The organism is Ideonella sp. B508-1 (assembly GCF_000333615.1).
In the GTDB taxonomy this organism is placed as follows: domain Bacteria; phylum Pseudomonadota; class Gammaproteobacteria; order Burkholderiales; family Burkholderiaceae_C; genus Ideonella.
In genome coordinates this window covers 1-14,697 of the sequence record NZ_BADL01000023.1, presented here as the reverse complement: position 1 = coordinate 14,697, position 14,697 = coordinate 1, and the positions used below count along the sequence as shown (strand labels likewise).

Sequence of the window (14,697 nt, the reverse complement as noted above, 5' to 3'; positions counted from 1 at the left end):
CCTTCATCTGGTGTTGCTGGACTGGAAGATGCCTGGGCTCGATGGCATCGAATGCGCGCGGCGCCTGCTCACGCAGGCAGCCGACCGGCCGCCGCCAGCGGTGCTGATGCTGACGGCCTTCGGCCGGGAGGAGGTTCAGCAGGAACTCCGGCGTCGGGGTGTCGATGTCGGCGCGCTGCTGCTCAAGCCGGTCACGCCGTCCTCGCTGTTCGACGCCTGCGGGACGGTGTTGGGCCTCACCCGTCCCCGCGTCACTCGCGCGGCCCAGCAGGAGGAGGCCCTGCGCGCGCTGCAGGCGGCCTTGCGCGGCGCCCGGGTGCTGCTGGTGGAAGACAACGAGGTCAACCGCGAGATCGCGGTGAGCATCCTCGCCCACGCCGGCCTGGAGGTCCACACCGCCCACAACGGCCTGCAGGCGCTGGAATGCCTGCGTCAGCAGACCTTCGATGGCGTGCTGATGGACTGCCAGATGCCCGAGATGGATGGCTACGAGGCCACCCGTGCCATCCGCCAGGAAGCGCGCTGGCGGGATCTGCCGGTGATCGCCATGACCGCCAACGCCATGGCCGGTGACCGCGAGCGCGCCCTGGCGGCGGGCATGAACGACCACATCGCCAAGCCAGTGAATGTCCAGGAGCTGTTTGGCAAGCTGGTGCACTGGCTGCGCCCGGGCGCCGCCAGCTTCCGCACCTAACGCAGCTCGAACAGCTCCTGGTGGAAGGCCGTGGGAGCCAGACCACTGGCCATGAAGTCCTTGACCAGGCTGCGGCCAAAGCCGGCTGGCCCGCAGAACCAGACGCTGGCCTGGTGCCACCCGGGCACCTGGGCGCGGATGCGCTCGCCATCGAGCAGGCCATCGCGGCTGTCCACCCAGACATGCAGGCGCACACCCGCGGCACGGGCGTCCCGGTGCAGCTTCTCGATGGCGGTGGCGTCCAGCACGGGCGTCGCGTGGAAGAGGTCGATCTCGGTGTCGGTCATGGGCTGGCGTGCCAGCTGCTTGAGCCGTGCGATGAAGGGCGTGATGCCGATGCCCGCACCCACCCAGATCTGACGCGCCCGTCCGTCCTCGAAGTCGAAGCGACCATAGGGGCCCTCGACGGTCACCACCTGCCCCTCGCGCAGCAGCGCGGGCAGCGCGGCGGTGTGGTCACCCAGGGCCTTGGTGACGAAGCGCAGGCGGCGGGTGGCCGGATCCCAGGCCGAGGCCAGCGTGAACGGATGCGGCCCCTCCTTTGGATCGACCGTCAGGAAGGCGAACTGCCCGGCACGGTGCCCCGGCCAGCCGGCATCGACCAGCAACTCGGTCTCCAGCGTCTTCAGGGCGGGGTATTCCTGCCGCGCGACCACGGTGGCCCGCGCCTGGCGGCGGCGGCCCACCTGCCCGGTCAGCACCCACACGGCACTGGCCACGCCGCCCGCCAGCAGCGGCAGCATCAGCCAGCCCAGGGGCTGGTCCCAGTAGTTGAACTGCATGAGCACCCCGGCGTGGAACACCAGGGCCAAGTACAGCGCCGCCATCCAGGTGTGGGTCTTGGCAAACAGCTTGTAGGGGAAGCGCTTGACGAGGGCCAGCACCAGCAGCATGGCCACGGCATAGAAGGCCCACTCGCCCACGGTCTCGGCCAGGTGGCGCTGGCTGCCCAGCCAGGCTTGCAGACTGTCCTGGTCCGGGGCGGCACCGCGCGGCCGCCGGGCCCCGCGGGTGACCCAGCCCCATTGCACCATCCACCGGCTGCCCTGCCCCAGCCACCAATGGACGACGGAGACCCCCAGCGCGGTGATGCCCAGCCACTTGTGCAGGCGGTACATCTTGTCCAGGCCGACCAGTGGCGTCTCCAGCCAGCGCGGGCGGGTGGCCAGGATCATCGCCACCGACATGGCGGCGATGGCGATGACGCCGCTGTACTGCATGGCCACGGCACGAAAGCCGAAGTAGGTCTGGGGCTGCAGCCAGCGGGGATCGGCCCACAGCCACAGGCCGGTCAGCAGCAGCAGGCCGGCGGCGAGATGGCGTTGGAAGACAAGCGCTCGCATCACGGGATCCGTTCAACAGTGACATTTCGATGGGAACAACTGTGCCCGGTGAAATTGCAGGAAATGTGGAGCGGATTGCAGTGCATCAAGTGGTTCAATTGGCGCCTCTTTGGTTTCCACTGCTTGTCTGGATTTCCCATGGACCTGTCCCACAAGACCATCGCCATCACGGGCGGCGCCCGCGGCATCGGCCGCGCCATCGCCCTGACCCTGGGCCGCCGCGGCGCGGATCTGGCCCTGATCGACCGTGACCCGGAGGCCCTGGCCGCCACGCGGGCCGAATGCGAAGCATTGGGCGTGCAGGCCCGGGCCTACACCGCCAACGTGGCCGACGAGGGCCAGGTGGATGCGGTGATGGCCCGCATCGCCGAGGACTTCGGCCGCTTCGACGGCCTGGTCAACAACGCCGGCATCACCCGCGACGGCATGCTGCTGAAGGTGCGCGACGGCCAGGTCACCGACCGCATGAGCCTGGCCGCCTGGCAGGCGGTCATCGACGTCAACCTGACCGGCGTCTTCCTGTGCACCCGTGCGGCGGCCGAGCAGATGGTGCACGCCGGCCACGGCGGGGTGATCGTCAGCCTGTCCAGCGTGTCCCGCGCGGGCAACATGGGCCAGACCAACTACAGCGCGGCCAAGGCCGGCGTGGTGTCGATGACCACGGTGTGGGCGCGCGAGCTGGCGCGCTTCGGCATCCGCACCGGTGCCATCGCCCCGGGCTTCACGGCCACCGAAATCCTGCAGACCATCCCAGCCGAGACCATGGACAAGCTGCTGTCGGCGGTGCCGCTGCGCCGCACCGGCCAGCCGGAGGAGATCGCCCAGGCCGCGCAGTTCATCTTCGAGAACGACTACTTCACCGGCCGCTGCCTCGAGGTGGACGGCGGCATCCGACTCTGAGACCACCCCCCGGGCCCCGGCTGTGACGCTGCCACGACAGCGTCACAGCGCCGACATCCTCCCGCGCTATGCTGGGGTCTGTCTCAGTCACAACCAATGCCGCAGTGGGAACCGTCAAAGCCCTCTTGGCGCGGGGCGGCCTGCATCCCCATTTCCAGCCCATTGCGGACCTGGCCGAAGGCCACAGTGCCGCCCATGAGGCACTGATCCGCACCCCGGCGGGCTGCCCCTGGCGCAGCCCCGACGAGCTGTTCGCCGCTGCCCGCGAAGAAGATTGCGTCGTCGCGCTGGAGATCGAATGCGTGCGCCTGGCCTTGCGGGCCTGGATGGGGCTCCGACCGGCGGGGCGGCTGTTCGTCAACCTGAGTGCCCAGGCCCTGGTCACCGCGCTGGCCCAGGCCGACCTCAACCTGCTGCTGACGCTGACCGAGGAGGCCCACCTGTCGGCCAGCGGCGTGGTCATCGAGCTGACCGAGCACGAGCGGGTGCGCGACATCGCGGCGCTGGAGGCCGCGGTGGCCCGGCTGCGGCGCCACAAGGTGCAGATCGCCCTGGACGACTTCGGGGATGGCCGTTCCAGCCTGCGCCTGTGGTCCGAACTCAAGCCCGAGTTTGTCAAGATCGACCGCTACTTCGTCCACCAGCTGCCCCAGCACCCGGAGAAGCTGCAGACGCTGCGCGCGCTGATCCAGATCGCCCAGGTCTTCGGCTCGACGCTGATCGCCGAGGGCATCGAGACCGAGGACGAGCTGCACCTGGTGCGCGACCTGGGCATCCGCCTGGGCCAGGGCTGGCTGCTGGGCCGCCCGGCCCCCACGCCGGTGAGCCGGGCCCAGGCAGCGGCGCTGGCGGTGATCGAGCGCAAGGACCTGGCCGTCTTTCCCGAGCGCCGGCGCGCCGCCCACCGCCGCGCGGCCGTGCCCCAGGTGCTGCGGGAGATTCCCCCGGTGACCCCGGCCCAGAGCAACGACGAGCTGCTGCAGCGCTTCTCGACCGACGAGACCGCGCACGCCATCGCCATCGTGGACGAGGCCCAGCGGCCCCTGGGCCTGGTGAGCCGCACGCGCTTTGTCACCCAATACGCCAAGCCCTACTTCAAGGAGCTCTACGGGCGCCAGTCCTGCACCCTGTCGGCCAACCTGTCGCCGCGCCTGCTGGACCTGACCGCCGACATCGACACCCTGACGGCGGTGCTCACCAGCGAGGACCAACGCTACCTGTCCGAGGGTGTCATCATCGTGGAGCACGGCCGCTACCGCGGGCTGGGCGCCGGCGAGGACCTGGTGCGCGCCGTGACCGAAGCCCGCATCGAGGCTGCCCGCCACGCCAACCCGCTGACCCTGCTGCCCGGCAACATCCCCATCACCCAGCACATCGAGCGTCTGTTGGAGGCCGGCCGGGAGTTCGTGGCCTGCTATTTCGACCTCAACCAGTTCAAGCCCTTCAACGACCTGTACGGCTACTGGCGCGGCGACGAGATGATCCTGCTGGCCGCGCGGGCCATCACCCACCACGCAGACCCGCGCCGGGACTTTGTGGGCCATGTGGGCGGCGACGACTTCGTCGTGCTGTTCCAGAGCGATGACTGGGAAGCCCGCAGCCAGCAGGCCCTGGCCCATTTCAACGCCGCGGCCGTCGGCCTCTACGACGAGGCCGAGCGCCTGGCCGGCGGCGTGATGGCCGAGGACCGCCATGGCAACCTGCGCTTTCATCCGCTGACCACGCTCAGCGTCGGGGCAGTGAAGATCACCGAAGCGGCCCCCAACCTGCGCCCCGAAGATGTGGCCAACGCCGCGGCCCGGGCCAAGCGCCAAGCCAAGGCCCTGGGGGGCGGGCTGCACGTGGACACACTCCGCCCCCCGCATCCCTCTCCTTCGGGACAGGCTCTGTCGGCCAACTGAGGCGAGAATCAAGGCATATCCGGACATTTCATCCGGTGATGAGGATGCAATGAAGATTGCTGTTGCAGGGACCGGCTATGTGGGCCTGTCCAACGCCGTGCTGCTGGCCCAGCACCACGAGGTCGTGGGCCTGGACATCGACGCCGACAAGGTGGCGCTGCTCAATGCGGGCCGCAGCCCGATCGCGGACCGCGAGATCGAGGACTTCCTGGCGCACCGCAAGCTCAAGCTGAGCTTCACGCTGGACAAGGCGCAGGCCTATGCCGGTGCCGACTATGTGGTCATCGCCACCCCCACCGACTACGACCCCGCCACCAACTACTTCAACACCACCTCGGTGGAGGCCGTGGTGCGCGACGTGATGGCCCTGGCCCCCGAGGCGGTGATGGTCATCAAGTCCACCGTGCCGGTGGGCTACACCCGCGCGCTCAGCGCCGAGCTGGGCTGCCCGAACCTGATCTTCTCGCCCGAGTTCCTGCGCGAGGGCAAGGCCCTGTACGACAACCTGCACCCCTCGCGCATCGTGGTGGGCGAGAAGAGCGAGCGCGCACGACGCTTTGCCGACCTGCTGCGCGAAGGCTCGCAGAAGCCCGATGCACCGGTGCTGCTGACCGACAGCACCGAGGCCGAGGCCATCAAGCTCTTCGCCAACACCTACCTGGCCATGCGGGTGGCCTACTTCAACGAACTCGACACCTACGCCGCCACCCACGGGCTGGACACGCGCCAGATCATCGACGGCGTGTGCCTGGACCCGCGCATCGGCGACCACTACAACAACCCGAGCTTCGGCTACGGCGGCTACTGCCTGCCCAAGGACACCAAGCAGCTGCTGGCCAACTACAGCCAGGTGCCGCAGACGCTGATCCGCGCCATCGTGGACTCCAACACCACGCGCAAGGACTTCGTGGCCGACGACATCCTGCGGCGCCGGCCCAAGGTGGTGGGCATCCACCGGCTGATCATGAAGGCAGGCTCGGACAACTTCCGCGCCAGCAGCATCCAGGGGATCATGAAGCGCATCAAGGCCAAGGGCGTGGAGGTGATCGTCTACGAGCCCGCGCTGAAGGAAGCGAGCTTCTTCGGCTCCAGGGTGCTGCACGATCTGCCGACCTTCCTGGCCCAGGCCGACGTCATCGTGGCCAACCGCCTGGTGCCCGAGCTGCAGGCCGTCAAGGACCGGGTCTACACCCGCGACCTGTTCGGACAGGACTGAACGATCCCTCCGGCACGCCGCTCGGCCCGGGCGGTGGTCCGGACGACGGACCCACACAAACGGACCCACAAAGCGAAACGGCCTGCACATTGCTGTGCAGGCCGTTGGCTGTTTGGTGCCCAGGAGAGGACTCGAACCTCCACGGAGTTACCCGCTAGTACCTGAAACTAGTGCGTCTACCAATTCCGCCACCTGGGCAGGTGACTGAGGCTGTTGCGCTTCGCTGCAGCAACCCCGGTAAGCTGCGCACTATAGCATGGCTTTTCAAAGGCATGCAAGTGCCCGCCGAAACCGGGCATTTTTGTGTCAAGCCCGGGCTGAGACCGTCGATACCCCTCCGACACCCACGCATCGCCAGAGCCCGGCAAAAGGCCCGAGGTGCAAACCGCAGGAACGGAAGGGGCCTTCCATGATGAAGCTGGCCGGGCTGCACGCCGCTCCTGGGGTATCTCCGACCTGCCAGGGCCGCCAAAGACCTGGCCCCTTTTTCCACTCACTCGTGGCAGCATTGAGCCCACGGAGGGATGTTCGCTGTGCCTGAGTCATTCCGCCAGAGGCTGCTCAAGGCCGTGGGCAGCCCCCGCGATCTGCCCAGCTGGCGCGAGCAGGTGCTGCAGGCCCTGCTGACGCTGATCCTCGGCCTGGGCGCGCTGGTGGCCCTGCCCAGCATGGCCCTGGCCTGGGACCGCTCGCTGTACCCGGTGCTGCTGCTCGATGTGCTGGCCCTGCTGCTGGTGGCCGGGCTGCGGCGCGCCCGCGGGCTCTCCTTCCGCATCCGGGTCAGCGGCCTGCTGGTGCTGGTCCACCTGCTGGGCACAGCCCTGCTCTGGTGGGTCGGCCTGGTGGGCCAGGCCTATCTGATGACCGTCCCGGTGCTGGCCATCCTGCTGCTGAGCACGCGCGCTGCGCTGATGTCGCTGCTGGCCAATGTGCTGACCTGGCTGGCCCTGGGTGTGGCGGCCTACCTGGGGCTGGGCGCCCTGCACCTGAACATAGACGACCCAGCCGCCTTCACGGTCATCGCCCTCAACACCTTGATGGCCGATGTGCTGATGGTCTCGGCCGCCGCGGCCATGTTGCACGGCCTGCAGGCCGTGCTGACCGAACACCACCGCGCAGAGAACGCCTTTCGCCAGATGGCGGCCCAGGTGCCTGGCGTGATCTTCCGCCTGCACATGCAGGACAAGGAGCGCCGGTTCACCTATGTCAGCCCGGGTGTGGAGCGGCTCTACGGTCTGCAGCCCGAAGAGGTGCTGCAAGACCCCCAGGCCCTGGAGCGACAGCGCCACCCCGAGGACCGGGATGGCCTGCAGACCCTGATCGCCTCGGCGCGGCGGGACAGACGCCCCATCGCCACCGAGTTCCGCATCCTGACGCGGGACGGCCAGGTGAAATGGGTGGAGCTGACCGCCGCCGCACCGGAAGACACCCCGGAGGGCCTGGTGCGCATGGGCCTGATCATCGACGTCACCGAACGCAAGCGCGCCGAGGTGGCCTTGCGCGACAGCGAGGCCCGCTGGAAGCTGGCCCTGGAATGCGCCGGCGACGGGGTGTGGGACTGGGACCTCGTCACTGGCGTGGAGGTGTTCTCCGACCGCTTCCGCGAAATGTACGGGCTGGATGCGTTGGCCGTGCCGGACCAAGCCGCCGCCATGGACGCACGCACCCACCCGGACGACCTGGCCTCGATGAACCAGGCCCGTGCCGACCACCTGGAGGGCCGCACGCCCAGCTACGTGCACGAGCACCGCATCCTCTGCAAGGACGGCAGCTGGAAGTGGGTGCTCAGCCGGGGCATGGTCATCGCCCGGGACGCCCGGGGCCGCCCGCTGCGCATGATCGGCACCCACACCGACATCTCGCGGCGCAAGCAGTCCGAGGCGGTGATCTGGCGCCAGGCCCATTTCGACACGCTGACCGGCCTGCCCAACCGACACATGCTGCGGCTGCGGCTGGAGGAGGAGGTCGTGCGCTGCCTGGCCGATGGCCAGGCGCTGGCCCTGATGCTGATCGACCTGGACCGTTTCAAGGAGGTCAACGACACCCTGGGCCACGGCCACGGCGACCTGCTGCTGGTGGAGGCCGCGCGGCGCATCAGCCGCTGCGTGCGGCAAACCGACACGGTGGCCCGCATGGGCGGTGACGAGTTCACCGTGTTGCTGCCCCAGGTGTCCACCCCCGGCCAGATCGACGACCTGGCCCACCGCATCATCGACCGCCTGCGCGAGCCTTTCTCCCTGGGCCCGGAGCGGGTGCATGTGACCGCCAGCATCGGCATTGCCCTGGCTCCCGCGGATGCGCAGACCATCGACGACCTGCTCAAGCACGCCGACCAGGCGCTGTACGTGGCCAAGGACGGTGGCCGCAACGGCTTTCGCTACTTCACGCCTGCCCTGCAGGAAGTGGCCCAGACCCGCATGCGCCTGGCCAACGACCTGCATGACGCCCTGCCCGGCCACCAGCTGGAGATCCACTACCAGCCCATCGTCCACCTGGCCAGCGGCACGGTGCGCAAGGCCGAGGCCCTGCTGCGCTGGCACCACCCGAGCCGGGGCATGGTCAGCCCGGCCCAGTTCATTCCCATCGCCGAATCCACGGGCTTGATCCGCGAGATCGGCGAGTGGGTGTTCCAGCAGGCCATGGCCCAGGTGGCGCAGTGGCGCGCCGTGCACGACCCGGGCTTCAACGTCAGCATCAACAAGTCACCCGTGCAGTTTCGCCTGGGCGGCCAGGGCGCGCCCTGGCCAGAGCAGCTCCGGCAGCACGGCCTGCCCGGGGACTGCGTGACGGTGGAAATCACCGAAGGCCTGCTGCTGGACGCTTCACAGGAAGTCAGCCAGCAGCTGACCCAGATGCGCGAAGCCGGCATGCATGTGGCCATGGACGACTTCGGCACCGGCTACTCGTCGCTGTCCTATCTGCACCGCCACCCGATCGACATCCTGAAGATCGACCAGGCTTTTGTGCGCGATCTGGGACCGGCCAGCCCGACCCTGGCCCTGTGCAAGGCCATCATCCGCATGGCGCACGAACTGGGCATGCAGGTGGTGGCCGAGGGCGTGGAAACGCCGACCCAGCGCGACCTGCTGGCCGAGGCCGGCTGCGACTACGGTCAGGGCTACCTGTTCGCCCGCCCCATGCCGGCCCAGGTGCTGGACGGCTGGCTGCGGGAACGCCAGTCCCTGCCGGCCAGCAACGATTAGGCGGCTTCGTCCAGCGGCGGGCAGGGCCAGTTCAGCAACTCGGCCAGGCGGCGCACCACCCAGCCGGCCTCGCCGGGCTGCAGGCCCGAGGCCGGCTGCGCCAGGCCGAGGTGGCAACGCCAGAGCACATCCTCCTCGGTCAGGCCGTCGTCGTGCAGCAGGGCCTGGGCGCTGGGCACCAGCGTGCTGGCCAGGTCCTCGCACAGCTCGTAGCGCCCGCGCAGCTCGGCCTGCGCCGCCTGTCCGCGCAAGGGGCGGCCGCCCAGCAGGGCCAGGAAACTTTCGGGCAAGGGGGTGAGTTGGTCGTCATGCATGGGAGCGGCGCCGGACCCGCAACAGTGGCCGGGCGCCAGATTGTCGCCCCGGGGGGCCCTGCCGCAGGACAATGGCGCCATGAGCACCGTCACGATTTACCACAACCCCCAGTGCGGCACCTCCCGCAACGTGCTGGCCGCCCTGCGCGAGGCCGGCATCGAGCCCGAAGTCATCCAGTACCTCAAGACCCCGCCGGACCGCGCGACCCTGCAGCGCCTGGCCCGGGACTGCGGCGTCGGCGTGCGCGGCCTGCTGCGTGCCAAGGGCGAGCGCTACGAGGCCCTGGGCCTGGCCGATCCGACCCTGAGCGATGCGCAGCTGCTGGACGCCATGCTGGCCCACCCCGAGCTGATCAACCGGCCGATCGTGGTCACTGCACGCGGCAGCCGGCTGTGCCGGCCGGCCGAGCTGCTCAAGGACCTGCTGCCGTCGTCCTGAACCTTCGGCCGCTCGGCCCACCGTCCTACGGGAGGAGAGTGACCGCATTCGCACAATCCAAGCCATGAAACGACGCGACCTGATCGCCCGCACGCTGGCAGGCAGCCTGCTGGGCGCCGGCCTGGGCCTGCCCACCCTGTGCCGGGCCACGGACGAGCCCTCCCCTGCCCCGCTGGACTGGCTGCCCGGCGGCCGGCCCGGCGCCCTGGCCCGCCAGGCCGTGGCCCTGCTGGCCGATGCCGCCAGCCAGGGCCTGAACCCGCAGGACTACCAGGCCCAGGCTTTGGGCCAGGCTGTGGCGCAGGCGGTCCAGGGCCAGTCTTTGCCGGCCGAGGCCGCGGCCCAGCTCTCCCAGCGTCTGAGCACCCAGGTTCTGCGCTATCTGCGCGAGCTGCACGGCGGCCGGGTCAGCCCCCGGCAGCTGCAGCAGAACTACGACGGCCTGCGGGGCGGCGGCTTTGACGCCGCGGCGGTCCTGCAGCAGGCCTTTGCCACCGGCCGGCTGGCCGAGGCGGCCCAGGCCGCCGCCCCCCGCACCGCGCTGTACGGCGCGCTGCGCGAGACCCTGGCCAGCTACCGGGCCCTGGGCACGCCCGCCGCCTGGCAACAGGCGCTGCCCGCCCTGCCCGCCAGCCCTCAGAAGGGCCGCCCGCCCAAACTGGAAGCCGGCCAGGCCTGGGCGGGGCTGGACCTGCTGCGCCAGCGCCTGCAGCTGCTGGGCGACCTGGACCCCAAGGCCACCACGCCGGCCAGCTACCAGGGCCCGCTGGTCGACGCGGTGCAGGCCTTTCAGCAGCGCCATGGCCTGAACGACGATGGCGTGATCGGTGCCGGCACCCTGGCCGCGCTGAACGTGTCGCCGGCCGAACGGGTGCGCCAGATCGAGCTCACCATGGAGCGACTGCGCTGGACGCCGATCGCCCAGGGGCCGCGCATGATCACCATCAACCTGCCGGAGTTCGTGCTGCGCGGCTACGAGGTGCATGGCGACGAGATCACGGTGAAGACCGAGATGAAGGTGATCGTCGGCAAGGCGCTCAACACCCGCACGCCGATCTTCGACGAGGACATGCGCTTCATCGAGTTCAGCCCCTACTGGAACATCCCGCCCAGCATCGCCCGCAAGGAGACGGTGCCCAAGCTGCGCCAGGACCCGAGCTACCTGGACCGCCAGGGCATGGAGTTCGTCGCCAGCGATGGCCGGGTGCTGCGCACGGTCAGCAGTGCCAACCTGGACGCGGTGCTGGCCGGGCAGATGCGCATCCGCCAGCGCCCGGGCCCGGACAACGCGCTGGGCGACATCAAGTTCGTCTTCCCCAACAACGACAACATCTACCTGCACCACACCCCGGCCACCCAGCTCTTCGAGAAGGAGCGGCGCGATTTCAGCCACGGCTGCATCCGGGTGGAGAAACCCGTCGAGCTGGCCAAGTTCGTGCTGCAGGACATGCCGGAGTGGACGGAGGAGCGTATCGTGGCGGCCATGACCAAGGGGGAATCCAGCACGCTGAAGCTGAGCCACCCCATTCCGGTGCTGATCGCCTACGGAACTGCGCTGGTCAAACACGGTCGACCCTATTTCTTCGCCGATCTCTACGGGCAGGACAAGCTGCTCGATGCCGCGCTCAGGGCCCGCAAGGTTTCTTGACCCAAGGCATCACCAGCAGGTCGGCCCCGGTCCATGTTGAAAGCATGAGCAAGACACATCACCCGGATCGCCGCCGCTTCCTCCACCGCTCCGCCGGCCTGGCCGCGGGCGCGGTGCCGGCGCTGGTGGCCCCCCGCCAGGCCCTGGCCAGCCTGGCCCAGCGCCGCGAGCTGGCCTTCTACAACACCCACACCCAAGAGCGGGTCGATCTGGTCTACGCCGTGGGCGACCAGTTCCTGCCCGATTCGCTGGCCACGCTGAACCACTTTCTGCGCGACCACTACAGCGGGCAGGTCGGCGTGATGGACCCGCATCTGTTCGACCTGCTGCACCAGGTGCGCAGCCGCCTGGGAAGCACGGGCGAGTTCGAGGTCATCTCCGGCTACCGCTGCCCGACGACCAATGCCACACTCAAGAGCAGCCGCGGCGGCGGCGTGGCCACGAACAGCCTGCACATGGTGGGCCAGGCCATCGACATTCGGCTGCCGGGCGTGCCACTGACCGCCCTGCGCGACGCCGCGCTGTCCCTGCAGGGCGGCGGCGTGGGCTTCTACCCCCGCGAGCAGTTCGTGCACGTCGACACCGGCCGCGTGCGCCGCTGGTGAGCCGGACATGAAACGCCGGAGCTGGTTGTTGCGCAGCGTGGCGGGTCTGGCCGCAGGGGTGAGCACGCTGTGGCCGGCCCGACCCGCCAGCGCCGACGACAGCCCGCCGCTGCTGCCGCTGTGGCCGTCCGCCCCGCCGGGCGGCGGTGGCCCCCTGGGCCCGCCCCATGTGGACGCCAAAGGGGCGCTCAGCCATCTGGCCATCCCCGCCCTGGAGATCTATCTCCCGGCCCGGCCCAATGGGGCCGCCATGCTGGTGGCAGCCGGCGGCGGCTACAAGCGCCTGGAGATGGACACAGAGGCTCGGCCGGCGGCGCGCTGGCTGGCCACGCTCGGGGTGACCGCCTTCGTGCTGCGCTACCGCCTGCCCGGTGAAGGCTGGGACGCCGGGCGGCAGCCCCCTTGCAGGATGCCCAACGCGCACTGCGCCTGATCCGTGCCCAGGCCCGCGATTTCCAACTGGATCCCGCCCGCCTGGGTGTGCTGGGCTTTTCGGCCGGAGGCCACCTGATGGGCCTGGCCGCCACCCGCTTCGGCGAGGCGCACGACCCACCCCTGGATGCGATCAGCCACCAGAGCGCCCGCCCCACCGCTGCCGCGCTGATCTACCCGGTGATCACCCTGCTGCCCCCTTATGAGCACACGTCCACCCGGCGGGTGCTGGTGGGCGATCACCCGGATGCGGCGCTGAGCCGCGCCTGGTCCGTCGAGACGGGCGTGAACGCGGACTGTCCTCCCGTGTTTCTGCTGCAGGCCGCCGACGACCCGATCTCCAACCCGGCCAACACCGAGCGAATGTTCGAGGCCTGCCGCCGGGCCGGGGTGCCGGTGGAACGCCATCTGCTGCCCTCCGGGGGGCACGGCTTTGGCATGGGACGATCCGATGGGCCCACAGCACAGTGGCCGCTGTCACTGGCAAGCTGGATGCACGGAACGCTCGGAACGAGGGACAGCGGTCGCTGATTCTCAGCGGCCGGCCCGCGCTCCAGTGGGGCCACTCAGTGCCTGGTGCTCAGTTCATCGGCCAGCCCCGCGTGACCGGCATCGCGGGCCATCTGTGTCGCCGTGAGTCCGCGATCGTCTCTCAGATCCACACGTGCACCGCGATCCAACAGCAGGTGCACCGCCTCCGCATGGCCCCCGCCCGCGGCCCACATCAGCGCCGTCAGACCGTGCTCATAAGCTGCGTCGATGGAGACACCGTGCTCCAGCAGGGCAGCCAGCACTTCGGCATGACCCTGACCCGCCGCGTAGACAGCGGCGGTGCGATGCATGCGGTCGACTGGCTCAGTGCGTGCGCCAGCCGCCAGCAGCATGCGCACCAACGCGACATGCCCACCATAGCAAGCGGCCATCAGCGGAGTCACCTCCTCCACCGAGGCCAGATTCACATCGGCCCCGGCAGCGATGAGACGGCGGGCCAGGTCATCTCGACCCCGCTCCGCAGCCATCAGCAGCGCCGTCTTGCCAAGAGGATTGCGCGCATTGGGAGAGGCGCCTGACGTCAGCGCAAGCTCTACTCCGGCGAGGTCACCCTGACGGGCTGCCACCAGCAACTGGGCATGAATGCTCGGATTGGAGGTGGGCTGGGCTTGTGCCGAGGACAGCCCGGCCAGGCCGATCAGCCACGCCGCCAGCACACGGTAGAGGACACGGTATGGCGTCATCACAGCGACCTCCGCATGCTGCTGTACAGCGTGAAAGACCCGTTCCCATCTGTGAAATTTGAGACTATTCTGCGGCCCGAGGTCAAGCGCGCGACCCGATTGTTCGGGCCCCTGTGCAGCAGGTGTCCGCTGTCATTGCCGAGCCCTCCACGCCGCCTCAACCCCTGAAGAAGAATGGGGGCGCGTCCATCCTCCGGGATCCGGCGCCCCGGCAGCAAAGAGGAGACAGCATGTCATCACGCATGATGAGGCCTGCGCTCGCAGGTCTGTTGCTTGGCGCCGTTCTGTGGACAGCCCCTGGGGCCGCACAGGCACAGGCCGAGATCCAGGGGGCCGCCGCCCCCTCGGGCAACCCGGTGCCGAGATCGATCTCGGTCAGTCAGGGACAGCTGGACGCGGCCGACCGCGACGGCGCGAACTTCCTGCACTCGAACATGAGCTATGCGCAGACCCGGTACTACCCGGCGGCGCAGATCAACGCGGGCAATGTCGCCAAGCTGAAGCCGGCGTTCACCTTCCAGACCGAGGTGCTGGAGTCGATGGAGACCGCCCCCATCGTGGTCGACGGCATCATGTACATCACCACCTCGTACAACCATGTCTACGCCCTGGACGCGGCCACGGGCCAGGAGTTCTGGCACTACAAGCACAAGATGGGGCCGGTGACGACCTTCTGCTGCGGCCCGAACAACCGCGGCGTGGCCGTGCTGGGCGACCGCCTCTTCATGGGCACCCTGGACGCCAAGCTCATCTCGCTGGATGCCAAG

At 69.3% G+C, this 14,697-nt stretch carries 14 protein-coding genes and 1 tRNA gene; 11 read left to right on the top strand and 4 right to left on the bottom strand.

What is annotated here, in order from left to right; translation table 11 throughout:
* A partial coding sequence (locus tag I73_RS01335) for a response regulator (RefSeq protein ID WP_026096166.1) occupies nt 1–694 on the top strand: 694 nt, incomplete at its 5' end.
* Here the strand turns inward: I73_RS01335 and I73_RS01330 are convergent.
* Entirely contained in the window at nt 691–2,037 is a 1,347-nt protein-coding gene (locus tag I73_RS01330; protein ID WP_022978969.1) for a ferric reductase-like transmembrane domain-containing protein, read from the bottom strand. The two genes, I73_RS01335 and I73_RS01330, sit on opposite strands and share 4 nt — an antisense overlap.
* A gap of 138 nt (nt 2,038–2,175) precedes the next feature.
* Between I73_RS01330 and I73_RS01325 the strand changes: the two genes are divergently transcribed.
* From I73_RS01325 to I73_RS01315, 3 genes are all read left to right on the top strand, one after another.
* The gene (locus I73_RS01325) at nt 2,176–2,937 is read left to right on the top strand and encodes an SDR family oxidoreductase (RefSeq protein WP_022978968.1); all 762 of its coding nucleotides are present in this window, start codon (nt 2,176–2,178) and stop codon (nt 2,935–2,937) included.
* Nucleotides 2,938–3,041: 104 nt separating this feature from the next.
* Nucleotides 3,042–4,838, top strand: coding sequence for an EAL domain-containing protein (locus I73_RS25300; RefSeq protein WP_022978967.1), 1,797 nt, complete (start codon nt 3,042–3,044; stop codon nt 4,836–4,838).
* Nucleotides 4,839–4,887: 49 nt separating this feature from the next.
* Complete coding sequence (locus tag I73_RS01315; RefSeq protein WP_022978966.1) at nt 4,888–6,054, top strand: nucleotide sugar dehydrogenase; 1,167 nt, start codon at nt 4,888–4,890, stop codon at nt 6,052–6,054.
* Between the two features lie 113 nt (nt 6,055–6,167).
* On the opposite strand, the gene I73_RS01310 is transcribed toward I73_RS01315, so the two are convergent.
* Nucleotides 6,168–6,252 (bottom strand) — tRNA-Leu (locus I73_RS01310).
* Between the two features lie 335 nt (nt 6,253–6,587).
* Here I73_RS01310 and I73_RS30610 point away from each other — a divergent pair.
* Nucleotides 6,588–9,257, top strand: coding sequence for a bifunctional diguanylate cyclase/phosphodiesterase (locus I73_RS30610; protein WP_148289641.1), 2,670 nt, complete (start codon nt 6,588–6,590; stop codon nt 9,255–9,257).
* On the opposite strand, the gene I73_RS01300 is transcribed toward I73_RS30610, so the two are convergent.
* The gene (locus I73_RS01300) at nt 9,254–9,547 is read right to left on the bottom strand and encodes a hypothetical protein (RefSeq protein ID WP_234409379.1); all 294 of its coding nucleotides are present in this window, start codon (nt 9,545–9,547) and stop codon (nt 9,254–9,256) included. The genes I73_RS30610 and I73_RS01300 overlap by 4 nt on opposite strands.
* A gap of 103 nt (nt 9,548–9,650) precedes the next feature.
* Between I73_RS01300 and arsC the strand changes: the two genes are divergently transcribed.
* The 5 genes from arsC to I73_RS33445 all read left to right on the top strand — a co-directional run bounded on the left by arsC (nt 9,651) and on the right by I73_RS33445 (nt 13,226).
* Nucleotides 9,651–10,010 (top strand): arsenate reductase (glutaredoxin), encoded by a 360-nt coding sequence (gene arsC / locus I73_RS25290; protein ID WP_051048898.1) that lies wholly within the window; start codon nt 9,651–9,653, stop codon nt 10,008–10,010.
* Between the two features lie 64 nt (nt 10,011–10,074).
* Nucleotides 10,075–11,658: a murein L,D-transpeptidase gene (locus tag I73_RS25285; protein WP_051048896.1), complete on the top strand. Its 1,584-nt coding sequence runs from the start codon at nt 10,075–10,077 to the stop codon at nt 11,656–11,658.
* Nucleotides 11,659–11,702: 44 nt separating this feature from the next.
* A complete protein-coding gene (locus I73_RS01285) occupies nt 11,703–12,263 on the top strand; it encodes a DUF882 domain-containing protein (protein ID WP_022978963.1) in 561 nt (186 codons plus the stop codon).
* Between the two features lie 7 nt (nt 12,264–12,270).
* Nucleotides 12,271–12,696 (top strand): hypothetical protein, encoded by a 426-nt coding sequence (locus tag I73_RS33450; RefSeq protein ID WP_199899020.1) that lies wholly within the window; start codon nt 12,271–12,273, stop codon nt 12,694–12,696.
* Nucleotides 12,666–13,226 (top strand): alpha/beta hydrolase, encoded by a 561-nt coding sequence (locus I73_RS33445; RefSeq protein WP_199899019.1) that lies wholly within the window; start codon nt 12,666–12,668, stop codon nt 13,224–13,226. Before I73_RS33450 ends, I73_RS33445 begins: the two co-directional genes overlap by 31 nt.
* A gap of 35 nt (nt 13,227–13,261) precedes the next feature.
* Here the strand turns inward: I73_RS33445 and I73_RS25275 are convergent, their stop codons facing one another.
* Nucleotides 13,262–13,930 (bottom strand): ankyrin repeat domain-containing protein, encoded by a 669-nt coding sequence (locus I73_RS25275; protein WP_022978962.1) that lies wholly within the window; start codon nt 13,928–13,930, stop codon nt 13,262–13,264.
* 230 nt (nt 13,931–14,160) lie between these two features.
* Between I73_RS25275 and I73_RS25270 the strand changes: the two genes are divergently transcribed.
* Nucleotides 14,161–14,697, top strand: a 537-nt coding sequence (locus I73_RS25270; protein WP_148289640.1) for a PQQ-binding-like beta-propeller repeat protein, incomplete at its 3' end; no start/stop codon positions are given.

Bases quoted from the DNA above. Each gene is read 5' to 3' on its own strand.
- I73_RS25275 (WP_022978962.1), bottom strand. From the start codon at position 13,930: ATGACGCCATACCGTGTCCTCTACCGTGTGCTGGCGGCGTGGCTGATC.
- arsC (WP_051048898.1), top strand. From the start codon at position 9,651: ATGAGCACCGTCACGATTTACCACAACCCCCAGTGCGGCACCTCCCGC.
- I73_RS01330 (WP_022978969.1), bottom strand. From the start codon at position 2,037: ATGCGAGCGCTTGTCTTCCAACGCCATCTCGCCGCCGGCCTGCTGCTG.
- I73_RS01325 (WP_022978968.1), top strand. From the start codon at position 2,176: ATGGACCTGTCCCACAAGACCATCGCCATCACGGGCGGCGCCCGCGGC.
- I73_RS01285 (WP_022978963.1), top strand. From the start codon at position 11,703: ATGAGCAAGACACATCACCCGGATCGCCGCCGCTTCCTCCACCGCTCC.
- I73_RS01315 (WP_022978966.1), top strand. From the start codon at position 4,888: ATGAAGATTGCTGTTGCAGGGACCGGCTATGTGGGCCTGTCCAACGCC.
- I73_RS25285 (WP_051048896.1), top strand. From the start codon at position 10,075: ATGAAACGACGCGACCTGATCGCCCGCACGCTGGCAGGCAGCCTGCTG.
- I73_RS33450 (WP_199899020.1), top strand. From the start codon at position 12,271: ATGAAACGCCGGAGCTGGTTGTTGCGCAGCGTGGCGGGTCTGGCCGCA.